At 36.0% G+C, this 25,711-nt stretch carries 22 protein-coding genes and 2 pseudogenes; 13 read left to right on the top strand and 11 right to left on the bottom strand.

All coding sequences use genetic code 11. The features are described from left to right. Nucleotides 1-381: 381 nt before the first annotated feature. Nucleotides 382-462 (bottom strand): delta-lysin family phenol-soluble modulin, encoded by an 81-nt coding sequence (locus BJK46_RS12690; RefSeq protein WP_110161296.1) that lies wholly within the window; start codon nt 460-462, stop codon nt 382-384. A gap of 391 nt (nt 463-853) precedes the next feature. On the opposite strand from BJK46_RS12690, the gene BJK46_RS11465 reads away from it, so the two are divergent. The 4 genes and pseudogenes from BJK46_RS11465 (at nt 854) to agrA (ending at nt 3,603) form a co-directional block, all read left to right on the top strand. Beyond that, on the top strand, nt 854-1,420 hold the full coding sequence (locus tag BJK46_RS11465; protein ID WP_103263606.1) for an accessory gene regulator AgrB: 567 nt from the start codon (nt 854-856) through the stop codon (nt 1,418-1,420). A gap of 1 nt (nt 1,421) precedes the next feature. Next, nucleotides 1,422-1,559 carry a cyclic lactone autoinducer peptide AgrD gene (gene agrD / locus BJK46_RS11470; protein WP_020219911.1) on the top strand — a complete coding sequence of 46 codons (138 nt, stop codon included), beginning with the start codon at nt 1,422-1,424 and terminating at the stop codon, nt 1,557-1,559. Nucleotides 1,560-1,581: 22 nt separating this feature from the next. Next, nucleotides 1,582-2,873 (top strand): annotated as a pseudogene (gene agrC, locus BJK46_RS11475) (quorum-sensing sensor histidine kinase AgrC). 13 nt (nt 2,874-2,886) lie between these two features. Next, a complete protein-coding gene (agrA, locus tag BJK46_RS11480) occupies nt 2,887-3,603 on the top strand; it encodes a quorum-sensing response regulator AgrA (RefSeq protein WP_014613411.1) in 717 nt (238 codons plus the stop codon). A gap of 59 nt (nt 3,604-3,662) precedes the next feature. Here agrA and BJK46_RS11485 read toward each other — a convergent pair whose 3' ends face one another. The 5 genes from BJK46_RS11485 to BJK46_RS11510 form a co-directional block, all read right to left on the bottom strand. Further along, nucleotides 3,663-4,607, bottom strand: a complete 945-nt coding sequence (locus BJK46_RS11485; RefSeq protein ID WP_103263604.1) for a carbohydrate kinase family protein — start codon at nt 4,605-4,607, stop codon at nt 3,663-3,665. A gap of 3 nt (nt 4,608-4,610) precedes the next feature. Next, nucleotides 4,611-6,095: a sucrose-6-phosphate hydrolase gene (locus BJK46_RS11490; protein ID WP_100006620.1), complete on the bottom strand. Its 1,485-nt coding sequence runs from the start codon at nt 6,093-6,095 to the stop codon at nt 4,611-4,613. A 55-nt stretch (nt 6,096-6,150) separates the two neighbouring features. Then, a complete protein-coding gene (locus BJK46_RS11495; protein ID WP_103263603.1) occupies nt 6,151-7,098 on the bottom strand; it encodes a LacI family DNA-binding transcriptional regulator in 948 nt (315 codons plus the stop codon). Between the two features lie 993 nt (nt 7,099-8,091). After that, entirely contained in the window at nt 8,092-9,291 is a 1,200-nt protein-coding gene (locus BJK46_RS11505) for a cytochrome P450, cyclodipeptide synthase-associated (RefSeq protein WP_014613407.1), read from the bottom strand. Further along, nucleotides 9,275-9,982: a tRNA-dependent cyclodipeptide synthase gene (locus tag BJK46_RS11510; RefSeq protein ID WP_037542576.1), complete on the bottom strand. Its 708-nt coding sequence runs from the start codon at nt 9,980-9,982 to the stop codon at nt 9,275-9,277. Before BJK46_RS11510 ends, BJK46_RS11505 begins: the two co-directional genes overlap by 17 nt. Nucleotides 9,983-10,136: 154 nt before the next feature. Here BJK46_RS11510 and BJK46_RS11515 point away from each other — a divergent pair, with 154 nt between their 5' ends. Together BJK46_RS11515 and BJK46_RS11520 are read left to right on the top strand one after the other, a co-directional pair. Further along, nucleotides 10,137-10,616, top strand: a complete 480-nt coding sequence (locus BJK46_RS11515; RefSeq protein WP_014613405.1) for a MarR family transcriptional regulator — start codon at nt 10,137-10,139, stop codon at nt 10,614-10,616. Beyond that, nucleotides 10,597-11,781, top strand: a complete 1,185-nt coding sequence (locus BJK46_RS11520; RefSeq protein WP_014613404.1) for an MFS transporter — start codon at nt 10,597-10,599, stop codon at nt 11,779-11,781. The genes BJK46_RS11515 and BJK46_RS11520 overlap by 20 nt, the downstream gene beginning before the upstream one ends. A 165-nt stretch (nt 11,782-11,946) precedes the next feature. Here the strand turns inward: BJK46_RS11520 and BJK46_RS11525 are convergent, their stop codons facing one another. Further along, nucleotides 11,947-12,594, bottom strand: coding sequence for a redox-sensing transcriptional repressor Rex (locus BJK46_RS11525; RefSeq protein WP_014613403.1), 648 nt, complete (start codon nt 12,592-12,594; stop codon nt 11,947-11,949). Nucleotides 12,595-12,747: 153 nt separating this feature from the next. Between BJK46_RS11525 and abc-f the strand changes: the two genes are divergently transcribed. The 3 genes and pseudogenes from abc-f to BJK46_RS11540 all read left to right on the top strand — a co-directional run. Beyond that, the gene (gene abc-f / locus BJK46_RS11530; protein ID WP_103263713.1) at nt 12,748-14,700 is read left to right on the top strand and encodes a ribosomal protection-like ABC-F family protein; all 1,953 of its coding nucleotides are present in this window, start codon (nt 12,748-12,750) and stop codon (nt 14,698-14,700) included. A 362-nt stretch (nt 14,701-15,062) separates the two neighbouring features. Beyond that, complete coding sequence (locus tag BJK46_RS11535) at nt 15,063-16,646, top strand: MutS-related protein (protein ID WP_103263714.1); 1,584 nt, start codon at nt 15,063-15,065, stop codon at nt 16,644-16,646. 528 nt (nt 16,647-17,174) lie between these two features. Then, nucleotides 17,175-17,393, top strand: a pseudogene (locus tag BJK46_RS11540) (IS110 family transposase); the annotation flags it as partial. A gap of 235 nt (nt 17,394-17,628) precedes the next feature. Here the strand turns inward: BJK46_RS11540 and tsaD are convergent. The 4 genes from tsaD to tsaE are packed head-to-tail and all read right to left on the bottom strand — an operon-like array spanning nt 17,629 to nt 20,188. Then, nucleotides 17,629-18,651, bottom strand: a complete 1,023-nt coding sequence (gene tsaD, locus BJK46_RS11545; protein ID WP_063278593.1) for a tRNA (adenosine(37)-N6)-threonylcarbamoyltransferase complex transferase subunit TsaD — start codon at nt 18,649-18,651, stop codon at nt 17,629-17,631. Next, nucleotides 18,644-19,114, bottom strand: a complete 471-nt coding sequence (gene rimI / locus BJK46_RS11550) for a ribosomal protein S18-alanine N-acetyltransferase (RefSeq protein WP_014613398.1) — start codon at nt 19,112-19,114, stop codon at nt 18,644-18,646. Before rimI ends, tsaD begins: the two co-directional genes overlap by 8 nt. Continuing rightward, nucleotides 19,093-19,749: a tRNA (adenosine(37)-N6)-threonylcarbamoyltransferase complex dimerization subunit type 1 TsaB gene (tsaB, locus tag BJK46_RS11555; RefSeq protein WP_063278594.1), complete on the bottom strand. Its 657-nt coding sequence runs from the start codon at nt 19,747-19,749 to the stop codon at nt 19,093-19,095. Before tsaB ends, rimI begins: the two co-directional genes overlap by 22 nt. Further along, nucleotides 19,730-20,188, bottom strand: a complete 459-nt coding sequence (gene tsaE / locus BJK46_RS11560; protein ID WP_014613396.1) for a tRNA (adenosine(37)-N6)-threonylcarbamoyltransferase complex ATPase subunit type 1 TsaE — start codon at nt 20,186-20,188, stop codon at nt 19,730-19,732. Before tsaE ends, tsaB begins: the two co-directional genes overlap by 20 nt. Before the next feature lie 543 nt (nt 20,189-20,731). Here tsaE and ilvD point away from each other — a divergent pair. From ilvD to ilvC, 4 genes are read left to right on the top strand one after another with little or no spacing between them, the layout of a single operon-like run. Then, entirely contained in the window at nt 20,732-22,420 is a 1,689-nt protein-coding gene (ilvD, locus tag BJK46_RS11565) for a dihydroxy-acid dehydratase (protein ID WP_014613395.1), read from the top strand. 20 nt (nt 22,421-22,440) lie between these two features. Continuing rightward, nucleotides 22,441-24,195, top strand: a complete 1,755-nt coding sequence (gene ilvB, locus BJK46_RS11570; RefSeq protein ID WP_101457718.1) for a biosynthetic-type acetolactate synthase large subunit — start codon at nt 22,441-22,443, stop codon at nt 24,193-24,195. Next, the gene (gene ilvN / locus BJK46_RS11575) at nt 24,192-24,665 is read left to right on the top strand and encodes an acetolactate synthase small subunit (protein ID WP_014613393.1); all 474 of its coding nucleotides are present in this window, start codon (nt 24,192-24,194) and stop codon (nt 24,663-24,665) included. The genes ilvB and ilvN overlap by 4 nt, the downstream gene beginning before the upstream one ends. Before the next feature lie 34 nt (nt 24,666-24,699). Next, a complete protein-coding gene (gene ilvC / locus BJK46_RS11580) occupies nt 24,700-25,704 on the top strand; it encodes a ketol-acid reductoisomerase (RefSeq protein ID WP_063278596.1) in 1,005 nt (334 codons plus the stop codon). The last annotated feature ends 7 nt before the right edge of the window (nt 25,705-25,711 follow it).

The following is a 25,711-nucleotide window of genomic DNA, read 5'->3' on the forward strand; positions in this document are numbered from 1 at the left end:
GTTATAGAAATTTCTGGAATTTTAGGAATCGTATCTTAATGATTTCTAAGGTATTTGTAAGTGAATATAAAAAACGCATTAAACAACAAAATAACGTTGCTTAATGCGTTATCGTCTCACCAACCGACGTTGACAAAGAACCTTTATCATGAGCATCAAATAAAAATGAACAGACGAGCTTGGGAGGGACTCGCCTGTTCTTCATATTAAGGGAATGTTTTATTTACAGTTATTCTATTTAATTGGGGATGTTATTAATTATGAAAAAATTTAGTGAATTTACCGATTATTAAATATTGCTACAATGGCTTCAATATCGAAACCTGATTTTACTTTAGTCTAAGTAAGGAAAAAGATTCTAACAAATACTTTTATCAAATCTTATTTTTTGATAAATTTTGCTACTGTTTCTGCGATAAGTTTAACAAATTCAACGATTGTGCTAATGATATCTGCTGCCATAGTGAGCACCTCCTTAAATTATAAATAAAATCAAAGACTCCAATAGATTGTTGCTCCCTTAGTCATGTAAGCTGAGCGAAGAATACAATGACTAAGAACATCTGACTTAACTTAATCAGTAAATTTGATTAAGTGTACTCGACAACACTTAATACAAAATCACTTTATCTCCATCACCAATGTGATGATGACTATATTACAACATGTTTTTTGGTCCTTGTGTTAACCAGTGCGTAAGTTGTTGATTTTTATGCTTAACTGTTTAAAAATTTATGGTAAAATATTAAAAAACAACCAATCACAACAGTTAGGAATGATAAATGAACAGTTAGGCAAAAAATAAAGCGTTTTAATAGTTGTGTATTATAATTTAGACAAGGAGGAGAGCCGTATGTTACTTATTGACAATGGAATTGAAAAAATGGCGCTGAAGCTCCAACAACGACAGAATTTAAGTCATATTGAGTTTTTAAAAGTGCGTTTAGGCATGCAAGTTGTCGTGATTAACTCATTTAAAGCTGTTGTGACTTACGGGCTTGCACTCCTATTAAACATTTTTTTATACACACTCATTGTTCACCTAACTTTTCTTGCCTTGAGGACTTATTCTCATGGGGCACACGCGAAAACTTCAATGCTTTGTCATGTACAAAACATTGCTTCATTCGTTGTTTTACCATGGTTAATAGTACAATATGACATTTCGTTTCAATTTTTGTTAAGCTTGAGTATATTGGCTGCGATGATCGTAATCAAATATGCACCCGCTGCAACGAAAAAAAGACCAATAGCTCCCAGAAGAGTGAAAGGCCTTAAAATCAAATCAATCATTGTATTCATTTTACTCATGACTCTTGCATTCATCGTACCAACGCCTTATAATCGCTTTGTCGTTTATGGGGTATTATTACAATCATTCACATTATTACCTATCTTTTATACTAAGGAGGAAGTTTAACATGAGAATTTTAGAAGTTTTATTCAACCTTATTACAAATTTATTCCAATCAATCGGTACTTTTGCTAAATACCCTACTAGTACTGGATTTTTTGATGAGCCAGAAATCCCTGCCGAATTGTTAGAAGAGGACAAATAAAAGTTAGAAAGTGTGTATAAAATTGGAAATACTTTTTTTCATATTTGTAGTGTTATTTCAATCCTTTATTTTCGCATCAGTTACGAGTATTATCCAAAAATATAAATATAGTCAAAGGGATTACATTATTCTCATCCTCGGGATAGTAATCCCTTCTATTATTTTATATTTAATTTTCGATAAAAATAGTTTGCTTTATTTAATTCTTAGTTTTTCATTTTTTATTACAGACGATCTAAAATTGTAGGCATTATTAGTGTTCTAATCTCTATATTAATTTTACTTATTAGTGATTTTATAGCGACTGGTGTTTATACATATCTTTATGCATATCCCGTAAACTATTACTTGTCTACGTTAGTGTATATGATGGTATTTACTTTTAGTTGTTTTTGTTTTTCTTTAGTTTTTGTAACTCTATTTAATAAATTTAAATCATCTTGGCTCTATATGAATAAGTTTTATTTAGCTATGCTTGTTTTATTTTTAGCAAGCGGATTCATCATCTTTTCTTCAATATTGCCTAAAACTGTGAACAACGTATATGATTTTAAATATTTAGGTATCATTTATTTTATTTCTTTTTCTGTTTTCGCTATATTAATTATAGCAACCACTTTAACAATTGAACGTGAAATCAATTATAAACGGAAAAAGCAAGAATTAGACGATTATTATAAATATACAGTACAAATTGAAAAAATTAACAACAAAATGCGTAAATTCCGACATGACTATACGAATATTTTATTAACGATGTCCGAATATTTACGTGAAGATGATTTAGAAGGTTTGAAGCAATATTACCATGAACATATTAGTCCTTTAAAAAGCGAATTTGAATCCAATACGATGCGACTGAATGGTATTGAGAATCTAAAAGTCCGTGAAATTAAAGGCTTAATTACGACTAAAATTTTACAAGCGCAAGAAAATAATATTGAAATCACTGTTGAAGTGGCGGATGAAATCACGCAAATTGATATGGATGCGATTCAACTCAGCCGTGTGTTAGGTATTATTATGGATAATGCGATAGAAGCTTCCAACACGATAGAGGACCCTATCATTCAAATCGCATTTATTAAGACGGATGAGTCCGTAATGATTATTATTATGAACAAAGCGCCAAAAGATATGCCTAAGTTACATACCTTGTTCCAGGATGGGTTTTCAACTAAAGGAAACAATCGAGGTATAGGATTAACAACATTAAAAGAGATTATTGATCAAACGGACAATGTATTCCTTGATACGACGATCGAAAACCATTATTTTATTCAAAAACTAGAGATTATGAACGATTATGAATAAGGATGTGTGTATCATGAAAATTTTGATTTGTGAGGATGATCCTAAACAACGCGAACGTATGGTGTCCATTATTGAAAACTATATTATGATTGAAGAGAAGCCGATGAAAATTGAGCTTGCTACCAATGACCCTTATGCTATCTTAGAAACTTCTAAAAACATGACTGATATTGGCTGCTACTTTTTAGATATTCAATTAGAGTCTGATATTAACGGGATTAAATTAGGGAGCGAAATTCGTAAGCACGATCCTGTTGGGAATATTATTTTTGTGACGAGTCATAGTGAGCTGACGTACTTGACGTTTGTCTATAAAGTGGCTGCCATGGATTTTATTTTTAAAGATGATCCTGAAGAATTAAGGACACGCATTATCGATTGTTTAGAAACAGCATTAAAACGGCTTGATTTATTAACAAAAGATCATACTGTTGAAACTTTGGAACTCAAACGTGGAACCAGCTCGGTTTACGTGAACTATGACGACGTGATGTTTTTCGAGTCCTCACCGAAGTCACATCGTTTAATCGCGCATTTAGACAATCGTCAAATCGAATTTTACGGCAATTTGAAAGAGTTAGCTCAACTCGATGATCGATTCTTCAGATGCCACAACAGTTATGTGCTAAACAGAAGAAATATTACAAGTGTCGATACGAAAGAACGGATTGCTTATTTCAAAAATGAAGAATTTTGTTACGTGTCGGTGCGTAATTTGAAGAAAATTTAAAAGCTATATATCGCATTAAAAAGCCAATTTCCCGGATAGGTGGGAGATTGGCTTTTTAATTAAAGTTCTTCTAATGTTGGTAGGCTTGAAATGGCGCCATATTGCGACACGACGCGACCTGAAACTTGATGTGCAAATTTTAAAATATCATGCCCGTGTTGGCGTAATGTCTCAATTGGTTGTTGCTCGGATTGACATAATTTCGCACTGATTGCACCGATAAATGCATCGCCTGCTCCTGTCGAATCCACCACTTGCGCTGGCGGTGTGGGCACTTCAATTGTTGAGCCATCTTCGAAAATTAAAGATGCTCCGCGACTGCCTTTTGTGTAAATGACCGCTTGCACGTTGCCGACAAACAGTGATTTTAACGCTTCCGCTTCATCCTCATGTCGTGTAACAAATGACAGTTCTTCATCTGAAACTTTAACAACATGTGCACGTGGTAAAAATGCTTGCAATGTCTCGTAATAAACATCATGGTCATCCCATAAAGGTAAGCGCACATTCGGATCAAACACAACGGTCGCACCGACTTGTTCCGCCTTATCCAGTAATGTCACATGTGCGCGTTTCATAGGACTGTCAACTAATGCTACCGAACAAAAATGTACTAAATCACCTTGTTGCAACTCAATTGTGTCAATATTTTCAGCTTCATACAGCATGTCTGCACTCGGTTTCCGGTAAAATGAAAAGTCTCGTTCTCCATCATTAGATAAACTGACAAATGCAAGTGCTGTATTCGCTTCTTTTGTCGTTAAAATATGTGAGGTGTCGACTTCAACCGCTTGTAACGTCTCGATGATTTTGTCACCAAAAGCGTCTTCACCCACTTGTGTAATCAAATGACTGTTGCCACCTAATTTTTGAACAGCAGCAGCCACATTACACGGTGCACCACCGACTTGCGGTTCAAACCCTGTCACATCTTTCAATGGCGTCTCTCTTTGTGTAGGAATAAAATCGATGAGCGCTTCACCTATTGCATAAAAACGTTTCATTCATTATCCTCCTTCCACAATATCGTATTTAGTCATTTTCAAATAAATTTGACCGGAATCTGTGACGACTTTAAACTTATTTGATGTCGCTTTAGGGAAAATGCGTGACGTCAACACTCGTTCCCCTTCATTACAAAAGATTTCAATGCTTGATGTATCCACGAAAATACGTAATTGTTTCAAATCCGTATGTAATTGCGTCACCCTCATCGTTCCTTCAACTGGATACGGTAATGCCCCACTATCAAAGCGCTCCAGTGAAACCTGACGTGTCGTTGCATCATACCGAATCGTTGTGGATTCATTGCGTGATGCACGGAGTTGTAATTCAAACGCAGAAGCCTCATTTTCTAAAATATCAACGACCAACTCATATTGCACTCCTTCATAAGGATGGAGTTGTTTAATAAATTTGTTCGCATAACCGAGCGCAACTTCTTCATTTTTACGTAACTTTCTTAAATGCATATGCGGTTTTTGTTTTAATTTGCCGTCTTCAATCGTTAATGTTCTTGGCAAAGTTAAACAGTGTGCCCAACCGTCATCATCTGTCGGATATTCGGTGTCAGGTAGACCCATCCAACCAATTAACACACGTCGCCCCGCTTCATCAGTCATCGTTTGAGGGGCATAAAAATCAAACCCGTGGTCAAGTTCGGTAAACGGACCATGATCAAATTCTAATGTATCAAAATTTAACGTTCCCATTATGTAACCGCTTTGGTAAATGTTTTGATACGCATCGCCTTCAGATTCTATGCCTTGTGGACAGAATAGCAAAATATCTTTTCCATGAATTTGAAAATAATCTGGACACTCCCACATATAACCAAAATCTTCTAATTGGGTTTGAATTTCACCTTTAAACTGCCACGGTCCTTCAGGGCGTTCAGCTTCGTATAATACGGCACACCCTGTTTCATTCTCACGTTGTGCTCCTAGCAATGCATACAGTTTCCCATCTTTCTCAAACACTTTAGGATCGCGAAAGTGTTGTGTATACCCTTGAGGAGGTGCCGGAATGGCTGGAGGTAATAGTTTACGGACTGACCCATTTGCTTGCACTTCTGCTACGATTTGACTACTGTGACGGTTCCACTCATTGTCACGATGATTGCCTGTGTACATATAATACAATTTTTGATCAAACGAAAATGCACTCCCACTGTAGACGCCGTGACTATCAAACGTTTGATCCGGGCGTAATACGACACCAAGATCTTCAAACTGTACGAGATTGTTGCTTGTGAGTAACCGCCAATATTTTAAACCATGTACGGCACCTAGTGGAAACCATTGATGTGCGATATAATATTGACCATTAAAAAAGATCAAACCGTTTGGATCATTTAATAATCCTGTTGGGGGCTGAATATGGTAGGTTTGTCGAAATGGAGAGCGGTTCACTTTGGCCGTTAATAACTCCATTTCCTCATGTGTTGCTTCTTCATACTTACGATAACGCTTTTCTCTACTCCATTGTTCCATCATATACCTCCTTTTAACACATTGGTAACGGTTCCACCTCTTTTGAGATAAACCCTCATAATTTGGAATTCACGTCAAGTTGACAACTTTGAATAAGGTCCGGCTGTTCCATTTGAAGCTGTAATTGTTCAAATGCGATACGTCCTGCCGCTTCATATTGATAAGGTAGGGTAAAAATCATTGGATGAACAATTTGTGTCATAGGATCTCCGCCAAAACCAGCAACCCACGGCGGTTCGGTCATATGGTCGTGCATCAACGCTTTATAGAGCGCCAAAGCAATCGTATCTGTCGCACCGACGTACGCCACAGATGGTTGTTGGGTAAGCTGACCTTTAATTGATTGCAGTGCGGTTTCATAATCAAACGATGTCATCAATGTTTCATATGTAACCTGATTTGCGGTTAACACTTCAATCAAACCTCGAAAACGTTGCTCACCGACCGCGACGTCATCTTCTTGAATACTCGCATAAATGACATGTTGCTTCCCTTGTGCCATAATTTCTCGTCCCATTAGTTGACCAGCTTGATAATCATTATGGTAAACCGAGCTTAACGATGCATGTGCTTGGCCAATGATGATGACTGGTTTATCAATTTCTTGAATGACAGCCATATGTGCATCTGTCACAGTAGTCGCCATAAATAAAATGCCATCCACTTTACTTCTTTTAAAAGATTTCAGCGCATCAAGTTCCTGTTCCACATGACGCTCAGTTAAATTTAACAACATTTGATAGCCAAATGCGTCACATTTCGCTTTAATCCCTTTAACGGTTTGTGACACGGCATGAGAATACATTCTCGGGAAAATAATACCAATCATCATACTTTTTTGTGCTCTTAAACTTTGAGCAAATTGGTTCGGTTCATAACCGTATGTATCAATGACGTGTTGAATTTTTCGCTTTGTCTTTAAACTAATCGAACCTTGATTCAAATACCTTGAAACTGTACTTTTAGAAACGCCCGCTAGATTGGCGATATCCTGTATATTCATTGTTCATCACCTCACAGTCTCAATAGCTATTTTATCATAAAACCCCTCACGATTACTGTATAAAATACGATATGAGATGAAAAAAACCTGATTTTACACAGTGGATACTGGTGTCTATCCATGAGAAAATTCTCTTCGTTTCTTTTGTCATTTAATACTTTCAATTCATTATCTACGCATAAACTTGAAGCCCCTTTACAAAAAATCATTGAGAAATGGGTGTATCATTACAAAAGATAATATATAAAAATAAAATTAATATATCGAATTTGTAAGAACATTTGGTAAATTAAATTAATAAAAAAATAGTTTCTCTAATAGATATAGTTGAGTGCGATAAATATGGTCGCGCTCTTAATTGGTTTAGGTCCACTTCTAGATTGGATATTTTCCTACAATCGCATCAAAATTTGGAGATAAACCTGTCAAACAGAACATCGTCGCTACCGTTTGAACACTGATTTTTGTGATTTTCTTCTTCCCATTTACTGGTTGTAGTTTTCTGACAATAACCGAAACTCATTTCTTAACTCAACATAAAACTTTAAAAAGAAATGGTATTGACTATTATTAGTTGAAAATTAATTTTTGACACCGCAACTGTAACTGTATTTTTAAGTAATCACTGACAGTATGTATAGCATTCTAATGTAGGCATAAGCATGTCCTTCCAAATCATTGTTTGTGAATAATAATTGGAAGGACTTTTTTATTTTTATTGTTTTACCTTAAGAAAATATCTTATTTAATTTAAAAGTACTATTTCTAACCAAACTTTCAATGTTCATTGAGGTTCTAATTCATTATTGTATATGATTGAGCAATACAAACATGTTCAACTTCTAAATTTACAATTTTTTATATTGTCCTTGAATGCATCAATGAGGAAATACTTATATAAACTTAATTATTTTTACTGTATTTATCTTTTCGAAAAGCTTTAATGTAGTAAATAGTTATTGATAGCACCTTGACAATCGATATTTTAACAAATTAATCAAAACTAATTATCAATGACTTTGGTCCTCTCGTATATATGCCTCTTTCATGTAATACATTAGTTTCTAATTTAATATTTTTCAATCTCTTCAATAATGTTCTAACTACCAATTCCAATTGAATAAGGGCGTACGTTGCTCCTATACAAGTATGTGCTCCAAAGCCAAATGATAAATTTTGTGAGTATGAAGTGAAAGGTTTATTATTTTTTGATTTTCTATATATATTAAATTCATCTGGAGCAGTATAAGCTTTTGGGTCTCTATTAGCCGCACCAATCATGCATATTACCACATCATCAACATTTAACTTTTTATCACGAAAAGTATAAGGCATCGATAATTGTCTAGGTATTAACTGTACTGGTGAATTGAAACGAAGTGTTTCTATTATTGCATTTTTTAGTAAACTAGGGTTATCTAATATGTCTTGATATTGATTAGGATTATTCAATAAATTATAAAATAAGTATGCTAATGTTTTATCGACAGGTTCTGTAGCAGCTAATAAAATATTTAAAATTAAAGCTAAAATTTCTGAATCAGTAATTTGACTTTTTTCATCTTTATAATCATTTAAAACAGAAATTAAGTCGAGTTTTTTTATGCCTTTTCTTTCTTTAATTAATGGCATTAAATATTTTTCCAACTTATCGCTACAACTCAGTGAATACTTAACATCTTCGCTACTCATGTTAAATGATGTGATGAATTTTGCTATGCCATTATGCCATTCTCTAATTTTGTCAGAATCTCTAATATCAATTCCTAGTAAATCCATAGAACTTTGTACAGCAAATATTTTCCCAAAATCATTAACTAAATCTATCCTCTTTTCATTAATATACTTATCGATTAAATTATTTGTTCTTTTTTCTATGGTTGGAAGTAATCTATCAAGATATTTTCCTGACATACCTTTCAAAATTTCCTTCTTTTTAGATCTATGTTCATGTCCAGTCATTTGTGCTAAGACTCTATCCTTCATAACTGGTTCAGCTCTTTCAGCTAAAGTTTTAGTTGTAAAAATTCCATCGCTCTTAAGGATAAATTTTACATCCTCATAATTAGATACAAAATATGCATTTACAGATTCTTCATAATGAATAGGAGCGTACTCTCTGAAATAATTAAAATATGGTATAGGATTGATTTCATAAGCTTCATCAAAAATACTTTTAGATTGTTTTAACATAATTATCCCCTCTATCAGTTAATATAATATAACCTTGATGACTATCCATTTTCAAATCGAACATATTATTTATAATATTTGTACCTAATTCCCATTCCGCATGGTAAGCCATCAGCGTTTCATAAGTATTAATAATCGGATTAGCATTTAAAAAGAATGGCAACTCGGCTAACACATATTGAGCCGAATATTCTAACATATCATTTGTAAATTCTATTGTTGAATTGAGATTATTTTTTTTACTTTGTAGGGCTTGCAACGACATATTTAAGCAACATTTTTTAAATGAATCATCTGTATTAAACAATCCCTCTATTTTCTGGTACATATTTACATAGTAAGTATTTTGTTTAAAATCCGAAAATCTGAATATTCTGTCATTTATGGTTCTATTACAGTTTAATAATTCATTTTCACAAAATCTGATTTGTCTATTCACTTCTTTACGAACCTTTCTATTAGCTTTAGTAGTAGAATATCCAAGACATTCTAATAGATTTTTAGATTCCTCCCCAGCTAACAGAATAGAAAAGTCTTTAAAATTTGTGTTAGCCCATTGAATTAGTTTTCTGATATAGGTTTCATTGTACTTACTTGTAAAAGGACTGATACCTAATATAACATGCTTTTTTCTTTGATAAATTTTTTTGCAGTTTTCTGTTAAAAAATCTACTTTGAATTGTTGCAACATTATAAGCGCCTCCCTCCGCTTTAGTTAACCCATAAACAATTTTCCGGTTAATAATAAGATATCAGATTCATATATTTTTAGCAATACTACTTGACAACAGAAAGATTAATTATAATAATATTATTAACCAGTTAACAATTAGGAGACGATGATTATGAATAAACAACAAAAAGTCATAATAACATTACAACAATTCATTATAGAGAGAGAAAATGCTAATAAAAGAAGGAAAAACATAAAAGGAGATGAAGGGCTTAATCTATCTCTAACGCAGTTTCATATCATAGAATTAATAGCAAATAACGATAAAGTTAATAATAAATTTCTTGCAGATAAATTAAATATCTCTAATCCAGCAGTAACAAAATCTATTAAAAAGCTGTTATCCAAAGATTTAGTTCTCGAATTACAAAATGCACAAAACAAAAGGGAGGTTCATTATAAATTAACTAAAAAAGGAAAAAAACTTTCTTCTATTCATGACGAATTACACAATCAAGCAGTTAAAAAGTATGAAGAGGTTTTAAAAGTCTTTAATGAAAAAGAGTTAGACGTCATTGTTGAATTTTTGTCACGTAGTATTAGCGCTTTAAAAGAGGAAGAAGTTGATTATGATGATTCAAACAAAACATGACTTTAATCTTTATATTTTATGTTTTTTAGCTTTTTTTGCTTCTTTAATTCAAAATATTTACACACCTATCATTCCAAAACTTCATGATAGTTTTCAAGTATCATTATTTTGGATCAATTTCACAGTTGGTGGCTTCATTTTCATAGTTGCGATTATGCAAATCTTATTAGGAAAAAATATAGACTCTAAAAACTCAAAAAGAACACTTTTAGTAGGACTGGGAATTGTTATTATTTCAAGTTTTATCTGTTCTATCACTAACAATTTTATTATATTTGTGGTATCTAGATTACTGCAAGCTATTGGTTGCGGTATTATCCCTCTTGTGACTTTAACTTTGTTAGCTCAGTTAACTACAAATAATGAGAGAGCATCCGTAATGGCAAATTACCAAATATTTTTGTCATGTGCCCCGGCCTTAGCGCCAATATTAGGAAGTGTACTAGGCGCTAAATGGAATTATTTTGGGATTTTCGTTTTTTTACTTGTAGTCTCTATTCTTTTATTTATAGTTCTTTACTTAATTGATATACCAGATGCTATAAAGGCAGTTGCTCAATCAAATGTGGATTTAAGTGGGAAAAACTATTTAACCGATAAAGTTTTTATCACTTTAGTATTTTTAGGTTTTTTAGTTTTTTTCACCTACTTTTCTATATTAGTATATTTGCCTATACTCTTAAGCAACTCATACAGTATTGCACCAAGTATGATAGGTATTTTATTTTTACCTATCACCACTAGCGTTATAATTGGAAGTATAGTTTATAAAAAGATTTCAAAAGTGAAAGATAGCATGACTATATTAAGAAATACTGTGATTACTTTTGCTATTTTTACACTGTCCTTTGGATTAATGCATTATTTAAATTTAATTGTTTTGTCGCTCATTATATTTGCACTTGGCTTCTTAGTCGGCATTGTTCCGGCCTTACTATCAACTTTAATATCTCAACGGTATGAAAATATAAAAGGCAAAGTATTAGGTATATTTAACTTTATCCGATATTTAGGAATGACTTTCGGTTCTATAGCTATTGGACTGATATCACAACAATATATGCTTTTCTATTTTTCATTCATCTTCATAGTGATATTAACAATTTTTCTCTACATTAAGACCGTACACTTTAATCAAGCAATGACTGACATCTATCATTTATAACCTTTTCGTTAGTTGTTTTATTTGACTTCCTCATGAAATTCAAAAAAGGCTAGGAAATCTCTCCCCTAGCCTTTGCTATAACCGCTCATTTGCTTGTAAAAACAAATGATGAAGTCTCACACTTTGATTCATACAAATCACTAAAATATTTATACTTGATTTATTTTACGCTTCAGATGTACCATAATTTTTCATAAAGAAGAGTAACGATTGGAGTTCAATCCCTAAGTCAATTTGATGTACTTGTACTGATTGTGGCGCGTGAACACGTTTAGGCGTAAAATTCAAGATACCTTTGATACCTGCTTCCACTAATTGATCAGTCACTGCCTGTGCTGCTGATTCAGGTGTCGTAATAATAACAACTTCTAATTCTCCTGAAGCAATAGTTTCTTTAATGTCATCCATCGACTTAATCGTAATATCCCCGACTGTAGTACCGATAATGTCTTCTCTAATGTCAAAAGCTTCTGTAATGGTCATATCATCATGTATTGAAAAGTTGTAAGAAATTAACGCCGTACCTAAGTGACCGACACCGACAATACCAATTTTGATAATATCTGAATCACTTAATTCTGATTTAAAAAATTCTAATAAACTATCAATATTATAACCGTAACCTTTTTTACCTAATTCACCAAAATAAGAAAAATCTCGACGTATTGTGGCTGAATCTATATTTAAGCCTTCACTAATGGCTTTTGAATTAACACGATCTTCGCCTTTCGCTTTTAAAGTATTCACAAATCTATAATACAAAGGGAGACGTTTTAAAGTCGCTCTAGGAATTTTGTTCATTGATTTTCCCATTTTGAAGTCCTCCGATATGATTTCTAATATATGTGATAGCTTTCACAGTGTGTGTGTTTAATTATAACTTAATTTATATGATAAGGAAACATTAAGTATTTGATACATATAGGGTTTGTTGTACAATAAATAAGAATGAAAGGAGTATGCCCTATGATTTTAATGCAGTTAAGTCAGATTACGAAATCGTTTGATGGCGAAGAAATTTTTGAAGGCGTTAATTTTGAAGTGAAAACAGGTGAGCGCATTGGTATCGTAGGTCGAAACGGTGCGGGAAAATCCACATTGATGAAAATTATCGCAGGTGTAGAATCATATGACTCAGGCCACATCTCAAAAATCAAAGGTCTAAAACTCGGCTATTTAACACAACAAATGACTTTAAATACTGAAAATACAGTTTTTGAAGAAATGGCAAAACCTTTTGAACAAGTGAAAGCGATTGGCAAACGTATGCAAGAAGAAACCGACTGGCTTGCTGCACATGCGGAAGCTTATGAAACGACGGAATATCAAACGCATATCGCAAAATATGAACAATTATCTAATGAATTTGAACAACTCGGAGGCTATCATTATGACAGTAAAATCAAAACTGTGTTAAATGGCCTTGATTTTAGTGAGGCTGATTACGACCGACCTATTAATGATTTTAGTGGAGGTCAAAAAACACGGCTCTCACTCGCGCAAATGTTATTGAGTGAGCCAGACTTGCTATTACTCGATGAACCGACAAACCATTTAGACATGGCAACAACAGAATGGTTAGAAGATTATTTGAAATATTTTAAAGGTGCTATCGTCATTATTTCACATGACCGCTTCTTCCTCGATAAAATTGTGACGCAAATCTATGACGTCTCTCTAGGCGAAGTGAAACATTATGTCGGCAATTATGCAAAATTTATTCAGTTACGTGATCAATACTTTCAAAAGCGACTCGCGGAATATGAACGTCAACAAAGCGAAATCAAAAGACTAGAAACGTTCGTCGAAAAAAATATTACCCGTGCATCTACAAGCGGTATGGCGAAAAGTCGTCGTAAAATGTTAGAAAAAATGACGCGTATCGAAAAGCCCATACTCGATGCGAGAAGTGCGAACATTCAATTCGATTTCGATCGCAATACAGGCAATGACGTTATGCATATCCAAGATTTAGAGATAGGTTATCGTACACCGATTACAGCACCGATTCGTTTTGAAATTAATAAAGGCGATCACATTGGCATTATCGGACCGAATGGTATTGGGAAATCGACATTAATTAAAACTTTAGCGAAACGACTTCCCCCTCTCTCCGGTCAAATTATTGAAGGTGCTAATTTAAAAATTGGTTATTACGACCAGAAACAAGCAGAGTTCCGTTCTAATAAAACCATTTTAGATTTTGTCTGGGACCAATACCCTCATATGCCTGAAAAAGATGTTCGTGCGGTGTTAGGACGCTTTTTATTTACACAAGATGAAGTGCTCAAAGTGATTAATGACCTTTCTGGTGGCGAAAAAGCAAGACTCCAACTGGCATTATTAATGTTAGAGCGTAATAATGTACTCATTTTGGACGAACCGACAAACCATCTTGACATCGACTCAAAGGAAATGTTAGAACAAGCATTAAAAAACTTTGAAGGGACTTTAATTTTCGTATCACACGATCGTTATTTTATTAATGAACTTGCCAATCGTATTTTTGATTTAAATAAGACAGGCGGCCATCTGTATTTAGGTGATTACCAATATTACTTAGAAAAGCTAGAGCAACAAAACGCCCTTGCTGCATACGATGAACAACGTGAAGACAACAATACCAGTGACGACTCGGCCCGTTCACAAAATACGTATCAAGACCAAAAAGCGTTACGTCGTGAAAAACGTAAAATCGAACGCCAAATTGAAGCGGATGAACAAAAAATCACGGAATTAGAAGCACGTATCGCAGCAATTGATGTTGCAATGACCGATGATACAACAATGAATGACTATGAAAAAACACAAGCTTTAGCTAACGAACGAACAAGTATCGAACAATCTTTAGAACAAGTGATGACAAATTGGGAAGAATTACAACTCACATTAAGTCAATTTGAAGATGAGATGGATTGAGCGTGGTGGAATTTTCTACTCCGCTCATTTTTCATACGCGAAATACAGACAATTCATCCACATTAAGAATCGGATAATATCAACTATCCACAAAGTTATTCTAGTTATCCACAATTTAGGAGAGGTTTTCTTCTTACTTTATGCACACTTATCCCCACTTTATCCACGAAAATGCATCGAACTTACACACAAGTTATTCACAAAATGTGCATAAGTACGCACGTTCCCTCTTGACAGATTTCCTACTACATGAATTTGAAATCATGTCCCAATGATTCAAACGCTTTCACAATTTATTGATTTACTCATCATATTGTGTAAAAATTTATATGATCTTAAAAATATTGAAAGGATTTATACATATGAGTTCGAATACTTTTTTCATTTTATTGCTTGTGGTGGCACTCGTTGGTATGACATTGATAACAGAAACTGTGCGTCGTATCCGCCATCAACGTATATTGACTTACCATTTGGAACATTTCACACGGTTTGATACAACCGAAAATCCTCACGCTGTTTATGATGCATATTTCAATTCTCGGCATACTGCTAGAAATACGATAATCGACGACAAAACATGGTCAGATTTATCAATGGATCTCCTGTTTGACAAACTCAATGCGACATACACGTCCATAGGTGAAAATCATTTATATAGTGCATTACGATTACAAACGTCACTCGTTCATTATGAATTTTTAGAGCGGCTGCGTCCATACCCGAATCAGCATCGAGAAATCGTGAAAAGACTCGTTGACCTCGGAAAGTCGATTTATCTCAATTATGACAAAGACATATTAAAACAACAATATCAGTGGGTTTATGCATTTTTACTTGCTATGCCGTTTGTAGGCCTTATGATTAGTTTTTTCAATTTAGGTATTGGTCTTTTATGGATTTGTTTTGCTTTCTTTCTCAATATTATTATTAGTTTTCGTTACAATTACTATGTAGAAAAAGATTTAAAGCAACTTTTCATTATGGGACGGGTCGTAAGAGAAACTGAAATACTTTCAAAAATGACAATAACACCTGAGTTCAATCATTCATTAAAACCATTAAGTTCGATTTCGCGGTTACGTTTTTTATTAATTAACGTCGAAACGATTCCAGGATATTTCGTAATGGTTTTTAAGTATATGTTTTTAGTCGATATTCATTTATACGCCACACTCGTTCGTCGTTTTATTAAACATTATGATACCGTTTTAGAATGTTACCGCTATATCGGAGAATTGGATAGTTTATTAGCAGTGTATCAATATCGTTATCATCACGATACGTCTGAGCCTGTTGAAGCAGATCATGTCACATTTGAAGGTTTGACCCATCCACTGATTGATGAAGCGGTACCGAATGACTTCGATTTCAATCAAAATGTTTTGATAACAGGGTCTAATGCTTCTGGTAAGTCAACATTTATGAAAGCTGTCGCATTGAATCTCATCATGGCTCAAGCGATACGTACAGTGACCGCTGACAAGTTTCACTACACTCCTGGTATGGTAAAGACGACAATGGCAAATGCCGATGATGTCACAAGTGGCGACAGTTACTTTATGGCAGAATTGAAATCACTCAAACGATTGTTTCTTCAAGATGCAGCCGTTCAACATTATTATTTTATTGATGAAATTTTCAAAGGGACAAATACTACTGAACGTGTCGCCGCTTCACACGCCGTCCTGGATTATTTAAACCAACTGTCTCATTTAAAAATTATCGCAGCGACACATGATATTGAATTAACAGAAGTTTTAGCTCATCAATATGCTAATTATCACTTTAATGAGCATGTGACCGACGGAGAAATTGTGTTTGATTATCACATTAAAGAAGGACCGGCAAATACGAGAAATGCGCTGGAATTAATTCGCATCATGCAGTTTCCAAATCGTATTTACACGGATGCTCAAGCATATGTGAAGCAACTTGAAACTTAAAAGTATACTAAAAATGATTAATATAACGCAAAAGGAGATAGGGCATTAAAATTTTTGATGTTATTGATGCAATATTCTCGTTAAAATTGCCCTCTCCCACGAATTATGTTTTTGATTGCCCTCATGACTTCGCGTTTCCTAGGGGCTAGCCCTTCAACTCAATTCGACTTGATTAAACTGTTACACTTGTTGACGCGTTAATGGATTGGGGGGAGCGTTACAGAAATATCATGTGTCACAAAGATTTCGCCGTACTGCCCCCGCATGACTGACTCGACTTCTTAAAAGTGTAAACATTGAGAAATCAGACAGCTGCTGCGATAAACAGTAACCACTATTAAAGAGAAGCGGCAACTGTCAGCAGTATGCATTCCATCAGGCATCTAAGCCTTCTGGGTAATATTATATGAAATACAGCGAAACTAAGGGCAAGTTTATGAAATCTAGAAAACAATAGCATCAACTTTTTATCTAATTTATGCTCATTTTTCGTCGATGTTTTCATCAATAATGAATATAATTCCATCAAAAGCAAGACGTTTATTGTACTAAATCATTATGAACATTATTAGGGGAAGAAATCATTATCAAAGCCATATTGTGGATTATTATTATAAATTAAGAGAGCAGCCTCATGGGAAAACCCACAAGACTGCCGTAATAGCGAGTATCAATCGCTTATTAAAGACTATTCACTACTTGATAGTCAATAATAAATTATATGATTATCAGAAAGCACCACACTAACGAAACCATATAATCATATACATCATAACACCTTATTCAAAAAAGTGAAAATTGGACGGTCTAGTTCAGTAATGTCAATTTCACTTATTGAACCCTTGACCAATCGTAGGAAAAGGGACTGGGAAAACCAAATATCCCAATCCCTTTTGATTAAATTTTGTTAGAAAGCGCAGAATGGTTCAGCAATCTCCATGAATCTCTGCATAATTGAAATGTTCAAGACCTACTTAACAACTTAATCTCGGTACATCTCGATATCCATACTACTTTGACCGTTCAACGCCATATCTCCACGAATTCCTTTTAAATAAATTTCATGCGCTGCTGCACCAATCATCGCCGCATTATCAGTACATAATTTGGGCTCTGGAATTGCAAGCTCTATCCCTTTCTCAGCAGTTGCGACTTCTAACGCATGACGTAAACCTCGATTACTTGCAACACCACCAGCAACGATGAGTTGTTTGACACCATACGCTTCACATGCACGCATTGCTTTTCCTACGAGCACTTCAACAACACTATTTTGGAAGCTTGTTGCGACATTTTCTGGAATAATCGGATCACCTTTTTGTTCTAATTGATGTAATTTATTAATGACTGCACTCTTTAAACCACTAAAACTAAAGTCATAGCTATCCGGTTCTAACCACACTCGCGGAAAGTCGTAAGTGTCTTCCCCTTGAGCGGCAAGTCGGTCAATGGCAGGGCCACCTGGATATGGTAAGCCAATTTTACGTGCAACTTTATCATACGCTTCACCAACTGCATCGTCACGTGTTTCCCCTATCACTTCAAATTGCAAATGATTCTCCATGTAGACAAGCTCTGTATGACCACCTGAAACAATTAAGGCAATCAATGGAAATTTCAAGCCACTTTGAAGTTGATTGGCATAAACATGACCGGCAATATGATGGACTGGAATGAGCGGCTTATCATTCGCAAAAGCCAGTGCCTTCGCAGCATTCACACCAACGAGTAACGCCCCAATCAGTCCAGGTCCTTGTGTAACCGCGACAGCATCCACATCTTCAATTGATGTATGGGCCTGTTGTAACGCTTCTTCAATCATGACCGTAATGTTTTCAACGTGATGACGACTCGCCACTTCTGGAACGACTCCTCCAAAACGTTGATGACTCTCAATTTGGCTTAATACGCTGTTACTTAAAATCGTTTGACCATTTTCAATGACACTCACACTTGTTTCGTCACAACTCGTTTCAAGTGCAAGAATCTTTGTTTGTTCATTCATATAAATTCACCCACATGACTAATGCATCCTCTCCATCACCATAATAATTTTTTCGTTTGCCTCCAAATTGGAAACCGAGCTTTCGATACACATGTTGTGCAACGACATTATCGACACGTACTTCTAAACTCATCACTGTCGCTATAGACCCCACATAGTTCATCCCATATTTTAATAGCATTTGTCCTAGTCCATGACCTTGATAGGCTGCATCTATCGCAATAGTTGTCACTTGTGCTTGATCGACCACGACCCATAAACCTAAGTAACCGATAATGCGTTGGTCATATTCGAGCACGAAATAATGTGCAAAGTTATTTTGTTCCAGTTCATAATAAAAGGCATCAATCGTCCATGAACTATGTTGAAAACTCGCCTGCTCTAGGTCAAACACTTCAGGCACATCTTCATGGGACATACGTCTAATTTGAAGCTGATCTTCTATTTTTGTTGATTCAGCCAATTTTGTTCCGCCTCCGATAGTTTTAAATATTGCGGTGTAAAGGTATGAATATCGCGTGGCGCTCCTTTATGTGGGTACATTTGATCCGCTCGAGGGGGCGCACTTAATCGTTTAAAGGGTGCTAATTCCGTTTCAAATTGTGCCACATCTTCACCTACAAAGATAACGTTGTCGTTTGTTGTCCATTGCTCAATTAACCTATCGAGTGGTATATATTGATCCGACATCACATTAACAAGTTCACCTTGTTGCCATTGATAAACACCGGCATAAACGTGTTGTCGTCTCGCATTGATGACTGGAATAATATACGCATCAGAATATTGAATTTGTGCTGCAATCGCTTTTAACGATGACACGCCATACAATCGAATATTCAATGTGTAAGCAAGTGTTTTCGCTGTCGTCACCCCGATACGTAATCCTGTATACGAACCAGGACCTTCTGTGACAATAATTTCATCTAAATCTTTCGGCTTCAATTGTGCTTGTTGTAATAACCATTCAATGAGTGGCATGAGCTGCACCGAGTGATTACGTTTTATCGTTGTCGTATGCGTTATCAATACGTGACCCTCTTGCATAATCGCTACTGATAATGGCTGATTGGCACTATCAATCAGTAAACTGTACATGTTCGATGGCCTCCTTTATCTCTTCAAAATGTGAGCCATGTGCTTCAAAACTCAGCTCTCGTTCTGTTTCGTTTATCGTTTGAATGTTGATTTTCAAATAATGTGGTGGCAAATAGTCTTGAATAAATTGACTCCATTCCACTACAGTCACCGCTTCATCCTCAAAAAACTCATCAAATCCTAAGTCTTCATCAGAATCTTCTAATCGATAACAATCCATGTGATGAAATTTCAAATGGGTACCTCGATATGATTTGATAATATTAAAAGTCGGTGAACTGATAGGACGTTTTACACCTAACGCCTGTCCGATAAATTGACTTAAAGTTGTTTTTCCAGCACCTAGGTCGCCATCTAATAACAATACATCTTGTGCTTTGAGATAAGTTGCAAGTTGATTCGCAAATGCTTGCATCGCTGTTTTGTTTTTAATTCTCATTTCGTTCGCACTCCTGACTCGATTTTCTAACCTATTGTAACAAATTTTTATCATTTTGACCTTATCAACTTACTGGAACATTTAAAGCTCACCACTAATGGAATTTTTCGCTTCACCGCGCACCTAAAATATTTTCAGAATTTTTTTGATTTACTGTTGACTTCTTTTCTAATATAAGGTAAATTAATGACATCTAATTTTTAGATAATTCTTTCTATTCTTAACATTAAAGTGCGTTTAATGTTAATTCACACATCTAATCGTCTACATTGTATACGAGATGAACAGTTAACGATGTAGCGAGTTTGACCCATTCACGACAGAAAAGGAGCGTATGTACAATGAAAAGACATACAATGATGACCCATACTGTACAAAATCATAATATTATCATTTTATTATTACGCTCAGGACTGGAGCTTTAGTAGCAATATTACTAAACGCTTAAGTCCTATTTCTAGTTGAATGGGACTTACAAGGTACGTCCCAGATTCAATTTTGGGGCGTACCTTTTTTATTTGAAAAACCGAGGAGGCATTTGAGATGAGAAGTGACATGATTAAAAAAGGAGATCACCAAGCACCGGCGAGGAGTTTGTTACATGCAACAGGTCAAATAAAATCCCCTACTGACATGGACAAACCATTTATCGCAATTTGTAATTCTTATATTGATATCGTTCCGGGACACGTGCATTTACGCGAACTTGGTGATATCGCGAAAGAGGCTATTCGTGAAGCAGGCGGTGTCCCATTTGAATTTAATACGATTGGTGTGGATGATGGTATCGCGATGGGCCATATCGGGATGCGTTATTCATTACCGAGTCGTGAAATTATTGCAGATGCGGCTGAAACCGTTATTAATGCACACTGGTTTGATGGGGTTTTTTACATTCCGAACTGTGACAAAATTACACCAGGGATGTTGATGGCCGCGATGAGAACGAACGTCCCTGCGATATTCTGTTCTGGTGGTCCAATGAAAGCCGGTTTGTCAGCTCAAGGGAAAGCACTCACTCTCTCATCTATGTTTGAAGCGGTTGGTGCATTTAAAGAAGGCGCGATGACTAAAGAGGAATTTTTAGATATGGAACAAAATGCATGTCCGACTTGTGGTTCTTGTTCAGGCATGTTCACAGCGAACTCGATGAACTGCTTAATGGAAGTATTAGGTTTAGCCCTACCATACAACGGGACAGCACTAGCAGTCAGTGATCAACGTCGTGAAATGATTCGTGCCGCTGCGAAACAACTTGTTGAAAATGTTAAAAATGACTTAAAACCGCGTGATATCGTAACAAAAGAAGCAATTGACGACGCATTTGCATTAGATATGGCGATGGGTGGTTCTACAAATACTGTACTGCACACACTTGCCATCGCTAAAGAAGCAGGCATTGATTATGATTTAACACGTATTAATGAAATTGCGAAAAAGACACCTTATTTATCTAAAATTGCTCCAAGTTCATCTTATTCTATGGATGATGTCCATCAAGCGGGCGGTGTCCCGGCCATCATTAATGAACTGATGAAAAAAGAAGGTGTACTTCATCCAGATCGTATCACTGTTACTGGTAAAACTTTAAGAGAAAATAACCAAGATAAAGCAATTACGAATGATGTCGTGATTCGTCGTTTAGACAATCCATACGATCAACAAGGTGGGCTGTCAATTCTTTACGGTAATATTGCTCCAGATGGTGCGGTGATTAAAGTCGGTGGTGTTGATCCATCTATTAAGACCTTTAAAGGAAAAGCGATTTGTTTTGACAGTCATGATGAAGCGGTTGAAGCGATTGATAACCATACGGTGCGTGCTGGACATGTCGTTGTCATTCGCTATGAAGGTCCTAAAGGTGGACCAGGCATGCCAGAAATGTTAGCCCCTACTTCATCTATCGTCGGACGCGGTCTTGGGAAAGATGTTGCATTGATTACAGATGGCCGCTTTTCAGGTGCCACAAGAGGTATTGCAGTCGGTCACATTTCACCAGAAGCTGCTGCAGGAGGTCCAATCGGCTTAATTGAAGATGGTGATGACATTACGATTGATCTTGTGAATCGCGACCTCACTTTACATGTTGATGACGTGGTACTCGCAGAACGTCAAGCACATCGTCAACCATTCAAAGCGAAAGTGAAAACGGGTTATCTCGCACGTTATACAGCATTAGTGACAAGCGCCAATACAGGTGGCGTAATGCAAGTTCCTGAAGACTTACTTTAATAAAAATGGAGGGGTTCCAAATGACGCAAACTCATCATACTGTGCCACAAAATCACAATGAGTCAGAAGAAACAACACTGCAACCTGATACGAACGCTTTAAAGTCTGGTGCACAATTGTTAGTTGATGCATTTTTAGAAGAAGGCGTTGAGTACATATTCGGTTATCCTGGCGGGGCTGTACTCCCCCTTTACGACACATTTTACAACGAGCAAATCAAGCATATTCTCTACCGTCATGAACAAGGTGCAACCCATGCGGCAGAAGGTTATGCGCGCGTAAGTGGTAAGCCAGGTGTCGTAGTCGTAACGAGTGGTCCTGGAGCAACGAATGCGATTACAGGCATTGCAGATGCATACAGTGATTCGCTGCCACTCATCGTTATTACTGGTCAAGTGGCGACACCAGGCATTGGTAAAGACGCTTTCCAAGAAGCAGACATTTTATCAATGACAACGGCGATTACGAAACATAATTATCAAGTCAACGATGTGAAAGAAATTCCGCGCATTATTAAAGAAGCTTTTCATGTCGCAAATTCTGGTCGTAAAGGACCGGTAGTGATTGATTTTCCGAAAGATATGGGCATTTTATCAACAGATTCACCCGTCGATAATACAGTCAATACACCTGGCTATTACGTCAATACAAAGCCTGACATTGATGAAATTCAAAAACTGAATGATTATTTAAAAACGTCAGAGCGCCCTGTCATTTTAGCTGGTGCAGGGATTCATTTCTCTAAATCGAATTCGCAATTACGGCAGTTAGTCGACAAATATCAAATTCCTGTCGTGACGACGCTTCACGGTTTAGGTGCGATTCCTTATGATGACCCCCACTTCTTAGGTATGGGTGGCATGCACGGTTCCTATGCAAGTAATATGGCATTGACGGAATGTGACTTACTCATTAACTTTGGCTCGCGATTTGATGACCGTTTAGCAAGTAATCCAGATGAATTTGCGCCAAATGCAACCATTGTACATGTCGATATTGACCCGTCAGAAATCGACAAAATCATTAAAACTGACCTTGGTATTGTAGCAGATGTTAAAAATGTGATTGAAGCGTTATTAAAATATGATACGGAAAAAATCAATCACGATGCATGGCTAACAACGATTAAAGGCTATCAAGACAAACATCCATTCAAATATGTCGATGATCCGCTTGAAAAGTTTTGTAAGCCCCAACGTGCAATTGAATACATTGGTGAAATTACACAAGGTAAAGCTTATGTAGCAACAGATGTCGGCCAACACCAAATGTGGGTGGCTCAGTTCTACCCTTTCCAAACGTACGGTCAACTGATTACAAGTGGTGGACTCGGAACAATGGGATTCGGTATCCCAGCCGCTATCGGTGCAAAATTTGCAAAACCAAATGAAACTGTCGTAGCATTTGTCGGTGATGGCGGTTTTCAAATGACGAACCAAGAAATGGCATTGCTGAACGAATTTAACTTAAATATTAAAATCGTATTGATTAACAACGGTACGCTCGGAATGGTGAAACAATGGCAAGACAAATTCTTTAACCAACGTTTTTCACATTCAGTATTTAACGATCAACCTGACTTCATGAAAATGAGTGAAGCCTATGGTGTTAAAGGCTTTTTAATCGATGACCCGAAATGTTTAGAAGCGCAAATCGATGCGGCATTTTTACACAATGGTCCTGCATTAATTGAAATTCGCATTTCACCAGTAGAACCTGTATTGCCTATGGTACCAAGTGGCAAAGCGAACCATGAGATGGAGGGACTGTTATGAGACGAACATTCAAATTACGCGTTTTCGATAAAGCCGGCACACTCAACCGATTAACAAGTTTATTCGTAAGACGCCAAATCAATATCGTGAGTATTACTGCCACACCGACGTTAGATGAAGGGATTTCAGAAATTACGTTTATCGCTGAAGTACCTGATGACGAAAAACAACGTACGATCATTCAACAGTTAATTAAGCAAGTCAATACGTTAACAGTTGAAGATATTACGAACATTAATACGTTTAATCGCGAATTACTACTCATTAAACTAAAAAAGCCGATACCACAACAGCAATTTGATAAAGTATTACAACCGTATGATGCGCTAGTTTCTATTTTGAAGGAAAACGGTCAATATTTGTATTTACAAGCTACTGGCCCGCAATACACATTGAACCACCTTTTAGACGATCTATCATCATTTCATATTGAGCAAGTTGCACGTACTGGTACAGCTGGAATTATTTGAAAAATCAAAAAATATTATTTGGAGGCATTTTAATATGACAAAAGTTTATTATGATTCATCAGTAGAGAAAGATGTATTACAAGGTAAAAAAATTGCGGTTATTGGTTATGGTTCACAAGGTCATGCCCACGCACAAAACTTAAAAGACAATGGCTATGATGTCGTAATCGGTATTCGCCCTGGACGTTCATTCGACCAAGCAGAAGAAGATGGTTTTAATGTTTACACCGTAGCAGAAGCTGTCAAACAAGCCGATGTGGTGATGGTGTTACTCCCTGATGAAATTCAAGGTGACGTGTACAAAAATGAAATCGAGCCTAACTTAGAAGCAGGCAACGCATTAGCATTTGCGCACGGCTTTAATATTCAATTTGACGTGATCCAACCACCGAGTGATGTGGATGTTTTCCTCGTTGCGCCAAAAGGTCCAGGTCATTTAGTTAGACGTACATTTGTTGAGGGTTCAGCCGTACCAGCATTATTCGCTGTGCAACAAGATGCATCGGGTGAAGCACGTGATTTGGCATTAAGTTACGCGAAAGGGATCGGTTCAACACGTGCAGGCGTATTAGAAACATCATTTAAAGAAGAAACTGAAACGGATTTATTCGGTGAACAAGCTGTCCTTTGTGGTGGCGTGACACGTCTCATCCAAAGCGGTTTTGAAGTGTTAGTGGAAGCAGGTTACCAGCCAGAAATCGCCTACTTCGAAGTGTTACATGAAATGAAACTGATCGTTGACTTAATGTATGAGGGCGGACTTGAAAACATGCGTTATTCTATTTCGAACACTGCAGAATTTGGTGACTACGTATCAGGTCCACGTGTCATTACAGAAGAAACGAAAGAAAATATGAAAGCTGTATTAAAAGATATTCAAGACGGTACATTTAGCACTCGTTTCATTAAAGATAATGAAGATGGCTTTAAATCATTTAAACAAATGCGTGAAGCACAACAAGGACATCAAATTACAGCAGTCGGTCAATCTTTACGTGAAATGATGCCATTTATTAAATCGAAAAGCATTCAAAAATAATTTTTTA

It is taken from the genome of Staphylococcus pseudintermedius (genome assembly GCF_001792775.2).
GTDB lineage: Bacteria > Bacillota > Bacilli > Staphylococcales > Staphylococcaceae > Staphylococcus > Staphylococcus pseudintermedius.